We start from the raw sequence: 15910 nt of genomic DNA, 5'->3' as shown, positions 1-15910 counted from the left end.
TCGTGTCGCGAGTTCATAATTTTTGCGCCGGTCCCGCCGCTTTACCTGAAGCGGTACTGACCCGAGCTCAGGAAGAGTTGCTGGAATGGCAGGGGCAGGGTGCCTCAGTCATGGAGCTAAGCCATCGTAGCAAAGCCTTCATTGACGTTATGGAGCAGGCTGAGAGCCGCTTACGGCGCTTGCTTGGTGTGCCTGACGACTACGCGGTGTTATTTCAGCAAGGTGGTGCGAGTCAGCAGTTTGCTGCCGTGCCCCTGAATTTGAGTTCAGACACCGACAGTGCAGATTACTTGGTAACCGGGCAGTGGTCGAAAAAAGCATTGGCGGAGGGGGCTCGATTTGTCAACGCAAACTGCGTTGCAGATGGTGCCGAAGACAACTTCATGTCAATTCCTCCAAGGGATGGTTGGTCGCTAGGTGGAGGGCGTTATTTTCACTATTGCCCGAACGAGACCATTGGTGGACTGGAGTTTTCCGACGTGCCTGCGGTTGATTCGCCCCTCGTTGCCGATATGTCATCGACACTGTTATCGCGCCCCGTCGATGTCACTCAATTTGGCGTGATTTATGCTGGCGCACAAAAAAATATTGGTCCTGCTGGTTTGGCGTTGGTAGTGGTTCAAAAAGAGCTGCTGGGTCAAGCTCGCTCTAGCTGTCCTGCGATGCTGAACTGGGAGACTGCCGCCACTAATGGGTCGATGTATAACACGCCTCCAACCTTCGCCGTTTATTTGACGGGTCTGGTTTTTGAGTGGCTTGAATCTCTGGGTGGCCTTGAGGTCATGGGCGCAATTAATGCGCGGAAAGCGGCGCGTCTATATGGCCACATTGATAACTCAGATTTTTACAGTAATCCCGTGAGTAAGTCGGCGCGCTCTTGGATGAACGTACCGTTCACCCTGGCCGACTCAGCGCTAGACAAAGTATTCCTTGATGAGGCGGAGCAGGCGGGGCTCACTAATCTAAAGGGACATCGCTCGGTAGGTGGTATGCGCGCCAGCATTTACAACGCAGTGCCTGAGGCTGCAGTAGAGGCGCTGTGTACTTTTATGTCTCAGTTTGAGCAACGTTACGGTTGAACCATGGCGACTGATGAGCAACTAGAGGCCATTCGTGCTCGTATTGATGAGATCGACGGGCAGTTGCTGTCTCTGATCAGCGACCGCGCGCGTTGTGCTCAAGAGGTTGCTGAGATCAAACTGGCGGCCGTTCAGTCAGACACCCAAGCTTCGCCACTGTTTTATCGCCCTGAGCGTGAGGCGCAGGTGCTTCGCGCCATCCATGAAAAAAATCCCGGACCCTTGCCGGGGGACTACATGGTCCGTATTTTTCGAGAAATCATGTCGAGTTGCTTGGCGCTCGAAAAACCTTTGACGGTCGCCTTTTTGGGGCCCGTTGGCACTTACACTCAGGCCGCAGCCCGCAAGCATTTTGGTCAATCTGCTTTGCCTCAAGCTCAATCCTCGATTCAAGGGGTGTTTAGAGAGGTTGAAGAGCGTCGTTGTGACTTTGGAGTGGTGCCGGTTGAGAATTCAACTGAGGGGATGATCGGTCAGACGTTGGATTGTTTTCTCGAGTCGCCCTTGCATATTGTGGGCGAGGTAGAGCTGCCGGTTGTTCACCATTTGTTCGTGGGTTTGACCACGGGTGATCGTGAGATCATGAAAATCTGCGGTCATCCACAAGCGCTAGCTCAGTGCCGAACTTGGCTGGAAACCCACTTGCCGCAAGTACCGCTAGAGCAGGTTGCGAGTAATGGTGAGGCGGCCCGACGAGCACAGTCTGAGTCTGGTGTGGCGGCTATAGCCGGCGACATAGCGGCTGAAATGTATACTCTCGAGAAGCGCGAAGTATCGATTCAGGATTACGCGAGTAATACGACGCGGTTTTTAGTTTTGGGTCGTGACTTTGTTCCCGCCAGCGGACAGGACAAAACTTCGGTCATCATCGCCAGTCGTAATCGCCCTGGCGCGCTGCTTAATTTGTTGAGGCCGTTCGAAAATGCGGGCATCAGCCTGACGCGGATTGACTCAAGGCCTTCAAAAACTGAAAAATGGACGTATGTGTTTTACATCGAATTTGAGGGCCATCTCGAAGATCAAATCGTGGATAAAATAATGAACGAACTCGAGGAGCAGTCGATTATGCTGAAGCGACTTGGTTCCTACCCTTGTGCACCCATTTAGCGCCCTGACTTCATGGCGCCCATCAATACTGCGAACGTTGTTTTTTTAGGACTGGGTTTAATCTCGGGATCCTTGGCCCTTGCCCTCAAGCGTGGCGGCTGGGTGGGCCAGATTACGGCCTGGGGACCGCGAGCTCCTAGTCTGGAGCGGGGCCTAGCACTGGGCGTTATTGATGGCTACGAGCTTGAGCTGAGCGAGGCGATCAAAGGTTCTGACGTCCTCATTATTGGCGCTCCGCCGATTTCCACCGGAGAGTTGTTGGCCACGTTGCCGGCCTTGTTAAAGGCCGCGGATGCGACGCCTATTGTTACTGACATGGCCAGCATGAAAGGCTGGGTTATTGATCAGATGACGAACAGTTACTCACGCTTTGTTCCGGGACACCCCATAGCTGGGTCGGAAAACAGCGGTGTCACGGCGGCTAGAGCTGATCTCTTTGATGGCCGCGAGGCTATTCTGACGCCAGATGACACCACGGATCCTGAGGCACTGAAGTGGGTGGCCGCCATGTGGGAGAGTGTTGGATCTCGGGTAACGATTATGTCGGCCTCAGATCACGACGCTGCGCTTGCGGCAAGTAGTCATTCTCCTCATATGCTCGCCTATGCTCTAACAAAGGCCTTGGATGCTGACGCCTTAAGTCCTATGCGCCATGGCGGGGGTGCATTGCGTGACATGACTCGTATCGCCGCTTCAGATCCCGTGATGTGGCGCGATGTGGCTTTGACTAACAAGGAATCGCTTATTGACGCAATGACGGCGGTAGAGGCGCAGCTGTCATTGCTTAAAGCGCTCATCGCAGAGGGTGATGGGGAGCAGCTTGAGCGCTACTTTACGATCTGCCGTTCGGTACGACGAGCCCACGATGCAGTATTGAATCCTCTCGATTCAAGTGTGATTACACAGTTATCCGAAACCAACGACCCTGATAAAGGACAAGACACTCCATGAAGTTTGTTGTGCAACCCGGAGGCCAGTTGACGGGTGAACATCGTGTTCCCGGCGATAAATCTATGTCTCACCGAGCGGTGATGCTCGGATCGTTAGCTGAGGGCACAACCGAGGTAACGGGTTTTCTCGAGGGTGAGGACGCGCTGAGGACTATCGCAGCATTTCGGCAGATGGGCGTGGCAATAGACGGCCCGGAAGCCGGGAGTTTGACGATTACAGGCGTAGGTTTACACGGCCTAGCGGCACCGCAGCAGGCTTTGGATTTAGGCAATGCCGGTACGGGCATGCGACTTTTTGCAGGAATTTTGGCGGGTCAAACCTTCGATTCTGAACTGATCGGTGATGCTTCACTGATGCAAAGGCCTATGGGCAGGGTGATTAACCCCTTGTCAAAAATGGGTGCTCGCATCGAATCCTTGTCTGAGGGGCGCCCACCGCTGGCGATCTCCGGTGGACAGAATTTGCAGGGAATTCACTACGACTTACCGATAGCCAGTGCTCAGGTTAAGTCTTGCGTGTTGTTAGCGGGCTTGTATGCAAAGGGCAGGACTTCGATCACCGAGCCAGCACCCACGAGAGACCATACCGAGAGGATGCTGGGTGGATTCGGTTACGGTGTCGATTCTACCAATGGTGTAATTGGCCTTGATGGTGGTGGTCGGCTGGTAGGGACTTCTATCGATATACCGGCAGATGTTTCTTCTGCGGCGTTTTTACTCGTGGGCGCCAGTATAGCTCCTGGCTCAGATGTGCTTTTGAAGCATGTTGGTATGAACCCAACTCGAGTGGGTGTGCTCAATATATTGACCCTGATGGGGGCTGATATTTCGGTGCTGAATCCTCGAGAGATTGGCGGAGAGCCGGTGGCAGATTTGCACGTTCGCTATGCGCCACTTCACGGAATTGATATTCCAGAAGATGAAGTACCCCTCGCTATTGATGAGTTTCCCGCCCTTTTTATTGCAGCTGCTTGTGCCTCTGGCACCACGATATTGCGCGGTGCCAGCGAGCTTCGCGTTAAAGAGAGCGATCGCATTGCTGCAATGGCAGAGGGGCTGAGTACTCTCGGAATCAAAAACGAGCCCACTTCAGATGGCATTGTTATTGAGGGCGGTCAATTAGGGGGCGGCTCGGTAAACACGTTTCATGATCACCGTATTGCGATGGCTTTCGCCATTGCGGGGTTACGGGCCTCAGCTGCTATTGAAGTGCTTGATTGTGACCATGTCGCCACGTCGTTTCCGGGTTTTGCTGAGCTGATATCAAGTGCCGGCCTTAAGCTTGAAGCTCATCGATGAGTGAAGTGCCGGTTATCTGTGTTGACGGCCCCAGCGGTGCCGGCAAAGGGACCTTGAGCCAAAGGTTGGCCGAAACTCTGGGTTGGCACTTACTGGACAGTGGCGCTCTGTACCGCATAGTGGGTCACGCCTGTGTGCTACGTGATATCAGCTGGAAAGACGAGTCGCGTGTTGTTGAGGTCGCTGAAACCCTTGATGTGCGGTTTATGCCTTCGCCTGCAGGTGTCTCCGTGTGGCTTGCAGGCGAAGACGTAACAGCGCAAATTCGTTCGCAAGATGGTAGCCGTGGGGCGTCTGCGGTAGCGGTATTGGCGAAGGTCAGGGTGGCGTTACTCGATCGCCAGCGTTCTATGGCGACGCTTCCTGGGCTTGTGGCGGACGGAAGAGACATGGGCACTGTCGTTTTCCCCAATGCAGTGCTAAAAATTTTCCTGACCGCCTCTGCTGAAGCTCGGGCCCGCCGGCGTCAAGCACAGTTGCTCGAGAAAGGCGAAAGTGTTAGCCTGCCGCGCCTTTTGGATTCCATCAACGAGCGTGATGAGCGTGATACCAACCGCTCCGCGTCGCCGCTGGTCGCTGCCGAAGATGCGGTAATCATAGACAGCTCTACACTCACTGTAGACGCCGTTTGTGGCCGCGTTTTGGAACTTGCGGCGGGAAAAGGGCTTATAGCGCGGTCGCCGAACTGAAGGCCAGATACCTCGGCAACCGCTAATTTGAGCAGACCCAATCTTATCTGGAGATTGGCTAGGCATATTTATGCCGCAACAACAGGAACGTCCCATGAGCGAATCGTTCGCAGAATTATTTGAAGAAAGCTTAAAAACCGTCGATATGGAGCCCGGCTCGATCGTAACCGGTGTTGTCATAGATATTGATAACGAGTGGGTTACTGTTCACGCAGGCCTGAAGTCAGAGGGTGTTATCCCCCTCGACCAATTCACCAATGCTAACGGTGAGTGCACACTTAATATCGGCGACGAAGTTCAGGTAGCCCTCGAGACCGTCGAAGATGGTTTTGGCGAAACAAAGCTTTCTCGTGAAAAGGCCAAGCGTGCCGAGGCTTGGAAACGTCTTGAAGCAGCGCATGTTGCAGACGAAGTTGTAACCGGCATCATTAATGGCAAGGTTAAAGGCGGATTTACTGTCGATATCGAATCTATCAGAGCCTTCCTGCCCGGTTCATTGATCGACGTGCGTCCAGTTCGTGAGACGACGCATCTAGAAGGTAAGGAACTCGAATTTAAAGTTATTAAGCTTGATCAGAAGCGTAACAACGTGGTCGTTTCGCGTCGTGCCGTTATGGAAGCCGCTAACAGCCAGGAACGCGAAGAGCTGCTCGAAAATCTGCAAGAAGGCATGTCGGTCAAAGGTGTTGTGAAGAACCTTACCGACTACGGTGCTTTCGTGGACCTTGGCGGTGTGGACGGCTTGTTACACATTACCGATATGGCTTGGAAGCGCATCAAGCACCCCAGTGAGATCGTAGAAGTCGGTCAGGAAATGGATGTCAAAATCCTTAAGTTTGATCGTGAGCGTAATCGCGTTTCATTGGGTCTGAAGCAATTGGGTGAAGATCCATGGGTGGAGATCACCAACCGTTACCCTGAGGGTGCTCGGGTTAACGCCAAGGTTACTAACCTGACTGACTATGGTTGTTTCGCTGAAATTGAAGAGGGTGTTGAAGGTTTGGTACACGTCTCTGAGATGGACTGGACCAACAAAAACGTTCACCCCTCAAAGATCGTGCAGCTGGGCGATGAAGTCGAGGTAATGGTTCTCGACATCGACGAAGACCGTCGACGCATTTCTCTGGGTATCAAGCAGTGCACCCAGAACCCCTGGGACGCTTTTGCGTCTGATCATGCCAAGGGCGATCGCATCTCGGGCACCATCAAGTCAATTACTGACTTTGGCATCTTTATCGGCCTAGACGGCGCTATTGATGGTTTGGTGCATTTGAGCGACATCAGCTGGAATGAAACCGGTGAAGAGGCCGTTCGTAACTATAAGAAAGGCGATGAGATTGAGACAGTAATTTTGTCGATCGATCCAGAGCGCGAACGCATTTCCCTCGGTATCAAGCAGATGGAAGAGGACGCTTTCACTCTCTACGTAAGCGATAACGATCGCGGCACTATCGTCACCGGAAAAGCGATGGAAGTTGACGCTAAGGGTGTTCTGATTAAGCTGTCAGACGAAGTTTCTGGGTATCTGAAAGTGGGCGACATTAGCGTCGATCGCATTGAGGATGCGCGTTCGGTCATTAATGTGGGCGATGCGGTAGAAGCTAAAATCACCAACGTTGATCGTAAGAACCGTACGCTTGGGCTGTCAATCAAAGCCAAGGATATCGAAGACGAGAAAGAGGCTGTTGAAACACTCAAGCAGCAAGACGAGGCTGCCTCTCCTGGTACTATTGGTGACCTGATCAAGGCGAAAATGGACAGTCAGTAAGCGCTTTGTGCTGTGTCTGGAGGCCGGCTTTAAGCCGGCCTTTTTTTTGCCTATGGCTTTGTACTCGGTGCGCTAATAGACAGGAAAATCTCGGGTTTTGGCCTCTGCCGTCACTACGGATAGGTTGCCTTCGCAACCCGTTGCGAGTGCCCTCGAGACCTACTCGAGTTTGGTGGAGCGACTTTTGGACCTTTACTTCATCGTTTAGGGTCAAAAAAGTTATGAAAATTAGTAACTTGAAAAGATTTTGCTGGCGTTAGAAGATGTAGTTTTCCTAAGCGACGAATATAAGTCCATGACCCGTAGCGAGCTCATTGAATTAATAGCCTCCCAGCAGTCGCAGCTGAGTACCAAAGATGTGGAACTCGCTGTGAAGTTAATGATTGACCACATGGCCGAGACACTGTCTGGCGGTGAGCGCATTGAAATTCGCGGCTTTGGTAGTTTTTCTTTGCATTATCGAGAGCCTCGCCAGGGGCGAAACCCAAAGACTGGAGATAGTGTTGAGCTGGAAGGGAAACACGTTCCTCATTTCAAGCCGGGTAAGGAACTGCGAGAACGCGTTAACCGTTCACTAAAAGCGGGTTTCTGATCGTGGCACTTCTGCGCGTCCTGCTGAGTTTGCTTGTTATTGGCGCTGCCGTCGTGCTGGGAGCGCTGTTCACGCTCCAAAACACCGCTCCCGTTCCCCTTGATTTACTGGTTGTCCAGCTTTCAGAACGTGCCGTTGCCCTTTGGGTGCTTCTGTTTTTCGCGGCGGGGTGTGTCGTCGGTTTACTGGGTGGGGCGGCGGTGAACCTCAAACAGCGAGCGGGCAACGCACGTCTGCGCCGTCAACATAAAAAGCTTGAGCTCGAAGTAGACCGACTGCGGCGTTTTGGGCTTAGCGAGAGTGATTGACCTTCTTTTATTACTGACCTTAACTGCGGCCATCGCAGCTGGCTGGTGGCTGGGTCGGCGCGGCAACCGCCCCTTGGTTTGGGGCAGTTCAGCACAGCCACCCTCCGAATATTATCGGGGATTAAACTTTCTTCTTGACGGCCGGCAGGACAATGCAATCGATGCTTTTACCCAGGCATTGGAGGTGAATGCGGAGACCTTTGACACCCATATTGCATTGGGTAACGTATTGCGCCGCCGTGGCGAAGTGGAGCGGGCGATAAGAGTTCATCAGAATTTGTTGGCTCGTCCAAGTTTGCCCCAGACGCAGCTACATCTCGCCCACCTTGAGCTGGCTAGAGATTATATCTCTGCAGGGCTCTTCGACCGGGCTGAGAAGCTGTTGATCGATCTTGTGGCTGAATCGGGTAATCACCGCCGAGTAGCGCGGCGCCACTTACTTGAAATATACGAAGCTCAAAGCGACTGGTCAGCAGCCTGCGAGGTTGCTGAGGAGCTTCTCCCAAAGCGAACTTTGATGAAGTCTGCTGTCAACACAGCCGATGAGGTGGGCCAGCCTGTCGGCGTGCTTTTGGCGCACTATTGTTGCGAGCAGGCCGAGTTGGCGCGATCAGCTGGTGACTATGGAGGGGGACGAGAGCTGTTAGCGAAGGCCTTACGCTACGATAAGTCTTGTGCTCGTGCCACCCTATCACTGGGGGCCCTTGAGTTATCGGCGGGGCAGCCAGAGCAGAGCATTAAGGCGCTGAAAACAGTTTTCGATCAAGCACCTGAGTACTTAGCAGAGATCACTCCCCTAATGAGGGAGGCGATGGATTCGGTGGGCACTAGAAAGCATTTGCGGTCCTATCTTGAAGGTTGTTTTGAAAAAGCACCGACAACGCCTTTGGCGCTGGCGATTGTTGATGAGCTGCACGCGACAATTGGCAAAGAAGCGGCAAAAGATTTCCTGAGACTTAGCTTGAGAGATAAACCTTCGCTGCGCGGTGTGGCATTACTCATGAGCCTGCACGATTCGACAGAAGCAGGGGATGATGAGTCTTTGGAGCGAGAAACCATCGAGAAAATTATTGATCAGAGGTTTTCTTATCGTTGTACTCACTGCGGATTTCGTAACCAGCAGCTGCATTGGTATTGTCCGGGCTGTAAGCATTGGGGCACTATTCGCGACTTGGGAACAACAGGGGAGGCGTTAAATGGTTGATAACAAAGCTTTGATTGTCGCGCTTGATTTTGACGATATCGATAGTGTTTTGCGGCTGACCGATCAGTTAGATCCGTCACTGTGTCGTGTAAAGGTGGGGAAGCAGTTATTTACCAGGGTTGGCCCCAGCGCGGTCGAGCAGCTTGTAAAACGTGGCTTCGATGTGTTTCTAGATCTTAAGTTTCATGACATTCCCAACACGGTTGCAAATGCCGTATCTGCTGCGGCAGACCTTGGTGTTTGGATGACCAATGTCCATGCGAGTGGGGGCTCATCGATGATGAACGCTGCCCGTGAGGCGTTGGTGGGTCGCCAAAATAAGCCACTACTGACCGCCGTGACCGTTCTTACCAGTATGGCAGAGGCGGATCTTGCGGAGGTGGGTTTTCAAGGGGCAGCGTTGGCACGGGTTGTGGCGCTGGCGAAGCTGACCGAAAAAGCTGGGCTCGATGGTGTTGTGTGTTCTGCACAAGAGGCTTCGGAGCTGAGAAAAGTTGTAGATCCGGCGTTTGCTTTGGTGACGCCGGGCATTCGTCTAAAAGGGGATGCCATGGGTGATCAAAAGCGAGTTGTCGATCCTGCCGCTGCGATCGCCGCGGGTGCAAACTATTTGGTCATGGGACGTTCCATTACGGCGGCAACAGACCCCATAGCTGCAATAAAGCGTATTTTGTCATCTCTGGAGCCCGAGTGAGGGCAGCGGAGAGCGCTGATGTCCATGGCAGTGGCTTCATTTTATAGCCTGTTTGCGAGTCACCTAAGGCTCGTTACGTCAAACAACAGGAGTATATTGCGATGTCTATCGTCACCACTGTTTTCAACCGATCAATGGGTAGAATTTTGGCCACGTCTTACGCACGGTTCCCACTACACCAAATTGTGGGTGTTGGTGCGCTTTGTTTTGCTCTGGCAGTCTCGAGTCCACCAGCTTTTAGCCAGGTGCAATCGATCAACATCAACACCGCGTCCCCCGAGCTTTTATCCGAGGGCCTGTCTGGGGTGGGTCTGGCGAAGGCCTATCGAATTGTGGAACACAGGGAGTCCTACGGGCCGTTTGAGACGATTGACGAGCTCATCGAAGTTAAGGGTGTTGGCGAATCAATCATTGCACGTAATCGCGATCGCATTGTTCTTGAGTGATCTTTGTTATCGCAGTGAGGCGTCGGTGTGATTTTACTCACCGGGGCCTCGGGTTATATCGGTAGTGCTGTCTACGCCCGATTAAAGCGGCAGGGTATTCCGATTCTTACTGCAGGAAGACGTTCTTGTGACCGTTTTTTGGATTTGAACCAATGCGAAGGCCTGTCGGAACTTTTTTCTGATATCAGTACTGTTATTCACTGCGCGGGTATTGCGCACAACAAAGGCAATGCATCTGCCTACAGAGTGGTAAATGTCGAGGCTTGTGAGGTGCTCGCGGCAGCGGCTGAGGCTGCTGGTGTTAAGCAATTTATATTCTTAAGCTCGCTCAATGTGGTGCCCGCTGATAAATCCGATCCAGGGACGCCGGCTCTGGACCTACCAAAACCGAGGTCGCTTTACGCGCAGTCAAAATGGCGGGCAGAAATCCAGTTGTCGAAAGTGCTGCGAACAAGTCAATGCCAACTTGTGATACTCCGGCCAGCTTTGGTTTACGATCAAGCGCTGACCGCGAATCTTGCCGCCTTGAAAAAGTGGCAGGGAAGATTGCGGGTGTCGCTGCCAGCGACGGGCCAACGTAGTTTAGTGGCGCGACCCGACCTAGTTGCCCTGATCGTTTCATTGCTCCGGGGTGAGGGCGCTGATGATGCGGGATCGAATTACACATCTTGTGACCAGGTATTGGCAGTTACTGATGGTCAGTGTTACTCGGCATTTCGAATTGCTAGAGCGTTAGCAGTTACAGCTCCCTTCAAACTACCGGCACCCTTATGGCGAGCTATTTTAGTGTGCTTGGCAAAACTGCCGCTCCCTCAAACTCAGGCTCTAGCCGCCTCTATTGGTGGGCATTACTGGTGTGGTGAGACCGCTCAGCCCTTCGATGGTGCGAAGTGGTCATTGGAGCACCTTTTGAGTGTCACCAAATCCGAGAGTACAACCTGATGGCTTTTGTTTTGGCGTTTTCGCTATCACTCTTGCTCCTGTTATGTTTTCTGCGCGTAGCGGGACCTTGGGGTTTTGTGGATAGGCCCAACGCCCGAAGCGCGCATCAAACGCCGACTCCCGTTGGAGCAGGTATTTGCTTCGGTTTATCGGTTACCGTGGCTTTGCTGGTGCCTAACGGCTTTGCCGGTGACAGCGCATTATGGCTTTTGGTGTTACAAGGCTGTGGTTTAGGGGTTGCCCTTGTGGGCTTGATCGATGACCGGTTTGCATTGCCGGCCTGGCTACGCCTGTTCGTCTACCTCATCGTGGCAACAATTGCCGGGCTCACATTGCTGGGCACGGCCCACGTGCTCCTGTTGGGTTTGGCAATATTGGCTTTGGGGTGGAACATTAACCTCGTTAATTTCATGGATGGTCTCGACGGTTTTGTTGTCACCCAATCTCTTAGCGTCAGTCTTGGACTTGCGGTTATTAGCCTGTTTTTCCCGGAGGCATATGGCGTAACCCATCTCACATTGGTGCTGGTGTCGGCGTTATTGCCATTTTTGTGGCTAAATTGGCCGCCCGCTCGCATTTTTATGGGGGATAGCGGTGCTGTGTTTCTGGGCTTCTATCTGGGTTGGCTCGGTTTGTACGCTACAACGCAAGATAGCCGTTTGGGCGCTGCATGGTTGATTCTAATGATGCCTTTTCTGGTCGACGCAACCTACACCCTGCTCACACGGTTAGTGCGGGGACAATCTCCCGCAGAAGCGCATAGCGAGCACACCTATCAGCGATTGATGAGGGCGACCGGGTCGGTGCTCGCCATGAATACTGGGTTGCTCGCACTGCAGCTTTCATGGCAGATTCCAATGGCTTTGTGGGCAGCTTTTGGCGCTTATTCCCCAATTTTTGCGGTAATTTTCTCGACGATTCCTTCTCTGGTATTGGTGGCATACGGGCGTCGCTACTCGTAGACTGTACCGTTCCTGCAACACCGCTTGGCCCAGTTGTATCAAGCACGGCGCATTGCATTCAGGATGAAGCAGTAAAATGGTAAAGCACCTACAGCAGCGTCTTAATCAATCCCGCTCCCACGCAGGCCGTTCTGCCGCAGCAACATGGTCGGGTGAACGAGGGAGTCCGTCACGAGGCCTACGCTTTGCTGTGCTGCTGCTGACCGACTTGAGCGTGGTTTGCTTGGCTTTGATGGTATCTTCGAGTCTTGGCCACGATCGCACACTATTTCCTGCAAATTTATTAGAACTTCTGGTGCTGCTAGGCATCATCGCTTTTGCCGCTACGGTCTTTGTAGGTCGCGGGCTTTATCGCTCCCTCATTCGGCACATGGGCCCTCACGCAGTCTGGGATTTGGTGGGCGCGGTGACGATTGTGGCATTGAGCTTCGCAATAGCTAGTTTTTACTGGCAGTTAGATGTAGCGCCCTCGGCTCCTGGTATTTTTTGGCTGCTGTTGTTTTTTGGCGCAGGCGGCGTTCGCTTGGTCACACGTGCCTACTATCAGGCATCTGCCGAGCGAGGCTCGAGACGCCTCGTGATTTATGGTGCCGGCGAGTCAGGGCGTCAGCTTTTGCACGCGTTAAATCACGGGAGTCATTACGAGGTGTATGCATTCGTAGATGACGACATAGCGTTACGGAATACCGTTATCAACGGTCGACCTGTGTACCCATCCGATGAACTAGAGGCATTAGTCAAAGCGCAAGGAATTGCTCAGGTATTGTTGGCCGTGCCCTCCGCGTCCGCAGAGCGTCGGCGTGAAATCATTAACTCCCTAGTAGGCATTCCGGTGCATGTGCGCACTGTGCCCAAAATTTCAGAGCTTGTTGCGGGTAGGGCAAGCGTTAACCAAATTCAGGATGTGGACCTCGATGACCTGTTAGGCCGAGACCCTGTCCCCCCGCATCCTGAGCTGATCGATAGCTGCCTTCATGACAAGGTTGTTATGGTTACTGGAGCGGGTGGCTCAATCGGTTCCGAGTTGTGTCGGCAGATTATGGCTTCCGCTCCCCGTGAACTGATTTTGTTCGATATTTCTGAGTTCGCGCTGTATAGCATTGAGCAAGAACTTAGGGCGCTGTGCCAGCAGCAAGATTACCGTTTCCCGGTTGTGACGCTGCTAGGATCCGTTCGTGACGAGCGCAGATTGGAGTCACTGTATAAGACCTTTAAGGTGCAAACGGTTTACCATGCCGCTGCCTATAAGCACGTTCCGCTCGTCGAATACAACGTCGCAGAGGGTGTGGCTAATAACGTGGATGGTACCTGGTCGGCAGCCCTCGCTGCTGAGCGTGCTGGTGTCGAAACCTTCGTTTTGGTTTCTACAGATAAAGCCGTGCGTCCCGCCAATATCATGGGGGCATCAAAGCGCTACGCCGAACTGATCGTACAGGGGCTGGCGCAACGCGACACCCCCACACGGTTCTGCATCGTGCGTTTTGGCAACGTTCTTGGGTCGTCTGGCTCAGTGGTGCCCTTATTCAGAGAGCAGATCGAGTCTGGGGGGCCTGTTACGGTGACCCATCCCGATGTATCCCGGTATTTCATGAGTATTACTGAGGCAGCTCAGCTGGTATTGCAAACGGGTGCAATGGGAACGGGGGGTGACGTTTTCGTGCTGGATATGGGTGAGCCGGTTCGTATCGTTGATCTTGCGAGGCGGATGATTCGCTTGAGTGGTTACGAGCTAGAGGGTGATGCTATGTCCTCTGAGCACATTGATATTGAGTTTATTGGACTACGCCCGGGCGAGAAGCTCCATGAAGAACTGTTACTGGGCACTTCGGTGGCGGGCACGGGTCATCCTATGATCCTGCGGGCTGAGGAAGATAGTGTAGATTTTGATGTTCTGGAACTGGCAACGGCTGAGTTGATCGAAGCTTGCGCTGACCTAGATTGTGATGGGATTACCAAAATCCTACGCGACTATGTGAGTGGCTTCGAAGCTCACGAGATTCGTCATGACTTTGTTTGGTTGAAGCAGGGGCGTGTTGGTAAGCGCGCTAGGCAAGTCGCGCAAGCCGAAAATGTCTCAGTTCTTCCCGTTAGCACGAGTCAATCAGCGCCCAAAAGCTAAAACCCAGATGAGTCTTTTATGAGGCGTTTCGATGTTTTTAATGGCGATGCTGATGGCATCTGCGCCTTATTGCAGCTGCGCCAGCACACGCCTCGCTCTGCCACTTTGATCACTGGCGTTAAGCGCGATATCGCGTTGCTTAACCGCGTATGGGCCGCTGCAGGGGATTTCGTCACTGTTCTTGATGTTGCGGTTGAAAAAAATCAGCCAGCACTGGACCGATTGTTGTCCCTAGGTGCTAAGGTTTTTTACGTCGATCATCACAACTCGGGAGAGTTGCCCAGTGCTCCGGGATTGGAGCTGTTAGTTAACACGGCGCCTGAGGTGTGCACTTCTGCTTTGGTTAATGGTTATTTGTCGGGAGCGGGTGCTAGCTGGGCTGTAGTGGGTTGTTTTGGAGACAACCTTGATGGAACTGCAGAGCGGATTGCACAAACTTTAGCGATAACGCCTGACCTCAAATTGTGGCGGGAGCTGGGAATCCTCATCAATTACAATGCTTACGGGGCTCAGGTCAGTGATTTGCACTTTGACCCCGAAAGTCTATACCTGCGCTTATTACCTTTTGGGGATCCTGATGTTTGCATGGAAGAAGACCCAGATTTATACATGACCTTGCAGTCCGGGTATCGCGAGGACATGAGCAGAGCTGAAGCGGCTGATCTACTGATTAACGAGGACGCCGTAAAAGTGATTAAGCTACCGGATGAACCCTGGGCGCGCCGTGTCAGTGGTGTTCTGGGAAACAAGCTTGCCTTAGATGCGCCGCATCGAGCCCATGCCGTGGTGACGGAAATCCCCGAGGGGTTCCTCGTAAGTGTTAGGGCGCCCGTGAAAAATCGCGTCGGTGCCGATACCGTTTGCAAGCAATTTCCTACGGGGGGAGGGCGAGCAGCAGCGGCTGGTATTAATCAGTTGCCTCAGGAAGCGCTGGCGGTTTTCATCGACGCCCTCAGGCACCAGTACAACTAAACTGTTCCTCCCCTTTGAGGCCCACGTTATTTGGCTTCTCTTTCGACCAGTAGCGCCAGTTGCGCCTCAATTTTTGCAAGCCTTTCTGAAGTTGACGCGGCATTTTTCTCTGAATCAACTGCTGGGATTTGTTCTATCTTGTAGGGATGAAACATCACCAAAAGCTGTTTGACTACCGAGGCGTCGAACTGCGCCTCCCGCAGCAGCAGTGTCCTAGCGGAATACTCTAAAGCCCCATAGAAAGCGTCTCGGCATTGCCATAACGGCATCTCCTCAATGAATTCTTGACGACTGATGCCACGCTCGATGATTTGATCAAAAACGCGCACGTATTCACGAATTTTAGGTAACTGGTATTCGGGTTCCCCATGTCGAAGCCTCGCTCGATAGGTCAGGCCCACCATGTCGAATTGTTGGATAAGTGCCGTTAGGTGATAGGTTGCTAGCTGTTCTAGTTGCTCCATGACGGGGAGGCTGGCATCCACAGCGATAAGTGCGCCTTTCGTTAAATCTGCCCAAAAATTCCCCACAACAACAGCCAGCAAATCCTGTTTGTTTTTGTGGTATAGGTAGAGCGTTCCTTCGGCGATATGCGCCCTGCGAGCGATTTCGGCCATCGTAGAGCCGTCAACGCCCAGTGCAGTAAACACCTCGGTCGCTGCGTTTAAAATGCTTTGTTCTTTTGCTTCCAAGCGTTCGCGCTGGGTGTTTTTAGTATTGGGCGAACTTGCGCTCATAGCCTAAGGCTCCTATAGTGAGCATCTGAGGATCACTCATAA

At 52.8% G+C, this 15910-nt stretch carries 16 protein-coding genes; 15 read left to right on the top strand and 1 reads right to left on the bottom strand.

Going from position 1 to position 15910, the window contains the following annotated elements; all coding sequences use genetic code 11:
- Positions 1 to 2: 2 nt before the first annotated feature.
- The 15 genes from serC (at position 3) to ACMAY6_RS11340 (ending at position 15131) form a co-directional block, all read left to right on the top strand.
- Positions 3 to 1079: a 3-phosphoserine/phosphohydroxythreonine transaminase gene (gene serC / locus ACMAY6_RS11410; RefSeq protein ID WP_435211950.1), complete on the top strand. Its 1077-nt coding sequence runs from the start codon at positions 3 to 5 to the stop codon at positions 1077 to 1079.
- 3 nt (positions 1080 to 1082) lie between these two features.
- A complete protein-coding gene (gene pheA, locus ACMAY6_RS11405; protein ID WP_435211948.1) occupies positions 1083 to 2186 on the top strand; it encodes a prephenate dehydratase in 1104 nt (367 codons plus the stop codon).
- Positions 2187 to 2198: 12 nt separating this feature from the next.
- Complete coding sequence (locus ACMAY6_RS11400) at positions 2199 to 3137, top strand: prephenate dehydrogenase (protein WP_435211946.1); 939 nt, start codon at positions 2199 to 2201, stop codon at positions 3135 to 3137.
- Complete coding sequence (gene aroA / locus ACMAY6_RS11395; protein ID WP_435211944.1) at positions 3134 to 4435, top strand: 3-phosphoshikimate 1-carboxyvinyltransferase; 1302 nt, start codon at positions 3134 to 3136, stop codon at positions 4433 to 4435. The genes ACMAY6_RS11400 and aroA overlap by 4 nt, the downstream gene beginning before the upstream one ends.
- A complete protein-coding gene (gene cmk, locus ACMAY6_RS11390) occupies positions 4432 to 5124 on the top strand; it encodes a (d)CMP kinase (RefSeq protein WP_435211942.1) in 693 nt (230 codons plus the stop codon). Before aroA ends, cmk begins: the two co-directional genes overlap by 4 nt.
- A 94-nt stretch (positions 5125 to 5218) precedes the next feature.
- Positions 5219 to 6892 (top strand): 30S ribosomal protein S1, encoded by a 1674-nt coding sequence (rpsA, locus tag ACMAY6_RS11385; protein ID WP_435211940.1) that lies wholly within the window; start codon positions 5219 to 5221, stop codon positions 6890 to 6892.
- A 295-nt stretch (positions 6893 to 7187) separates the two neighbouring features.
- Entirely contained in the window at positions 7188 to 7484 is a 297-nt protein-coding gene (gene ihfB / locus ACMAY6_RS11380) for an integration host factor subunit beta (protein ID WP_435211938.1), read from the top strand.
- Between the two features lie 2 nt (positions 7485 to 7486).
- Entirely contained in the window at positions 7487 to 7792 is a 306-nt protein-coding gene (locus ACMAY6_RS11375) for a LapA family protein (protein ID WP_435211936.1), read from the top strand.
- Complete coding sequence (gene lapB / locus ACMAY6_RS11370) at positions 7785 to 8996, top strand: lipopolysaccharide assembly protein LapB (protein ID WP_435211934.1); 1212 nt, start codon at positions 7785 to 7787, stop codon at positions 8994 to 8996. Before ACMAY6_RS11375 ends, lapB begins: the two co-directional genes overlap by 8 nt.
- Complete coding sequence (gene pyrF / locus ACMAY6_RS11365) at positions 8989 to 9690, top strand: orotidine-5'-phosphate decarboxylase (protein ID WP_435211932.1); 702 nt, start codon at positions 8989 to 8991, stop codon at positions 9688 to 9690. Before lapB ends, pyrF begins: the two co-directional genes overlap by 8 nt.
- 101 nt (positions 9691 to 9791) lie before the next feature.
- Positions 9792 to 10136 (top strand): ComEA family DNA-binding protein, encoded by a 345-nt coding sequence (locus ACMAY6_RS11360; RefSeq protein ID WP_435211930.1) that lies wholly within the window; start codon positions 9792 to 9794, stop codon positions 10134 to 10136.
- Positions 10137 to 10163: 27 nt separating this feature from the next.
- Positions 10164 to 11078 (top strand): NAD-dependent epimerase/dehydratase family protein, encoded by a 915-nt coding sequence (locus tag ACMAY6_RS11355; protein WP_435211928.1) that lies wholly within the window; start codon positions 10164 to 10166, stop codon positions 11076 to 11078.
- On the top strand, positions 11078 to 12040 hold the full coding sequence (locus tag ACMAY6_RS11350) for an MraY family glycosyltransferase (RefSeq protein WP_435211927.1): 963 nt from the start codon (positions 11078 to 11080) through the stop codon (positions 12038 to 12040). Before ACMAY6_RS11355 ends, ACMAY6_RS11350 begins: the two co-directional genes overlap by 1 nt.
- A gap of 76 nt (positions 12041 to 12116) precedes the next feature.
- Positions 12117 to 14159, top strand: coding sequence for a polysaccharide biosynthesis protein (locus ACMAY6_RS11345; protein WP_435211926.1), 2043 nt, complete (start codon positions 12117 to 12119; stop codon positions 14157 to 14159).
- 18 nt (positions 14160 to 14177) lie between these two features.
- Positions 14178 to 15131, top strand: coding sequence for a DHH family phosphoesterase (locus ACMAY6_RS11340; protein ID WP_435211924.1), 954 nt, complete (start codon positions 14178 to 14180; stop codon positions 15129 to 15131).
- Between the two features lie 26 nt (positions 15132 to 15157).
- On the opposite strand, the gene ACMAY6_RS11335 is transcribed toward ACMAY6_RS11340, so the two are convergent.
- Positions 15158 to 15868 (bottom strand): TetR/AcrR family transcriptional regulator, encoded by a 711-nt coding sequence (locus tag ACMAY6_RS11335; protein ID WP_435211922.1) that lies wholly within the window; start codon positions 15866 to 15868, stop codon positions 15158 to 15160.
- Between the last annotated feature and the right edge of the window lie 42 nt (positions 15869 to 15910).

It is taken from the genome of Luminiphilus sp. nBUS_16, assembly GCF_051201645.1.
GTDB lineage: Bacteria > Pseudomonadota > Gammaproteobacteria > Pseudomonadales > Halieaceae > Luminiphilus.
Note: the sequence above shows the minus strand (reverse complement) of the source record. Positions and strands in the feature narration are given on the sequence as shown.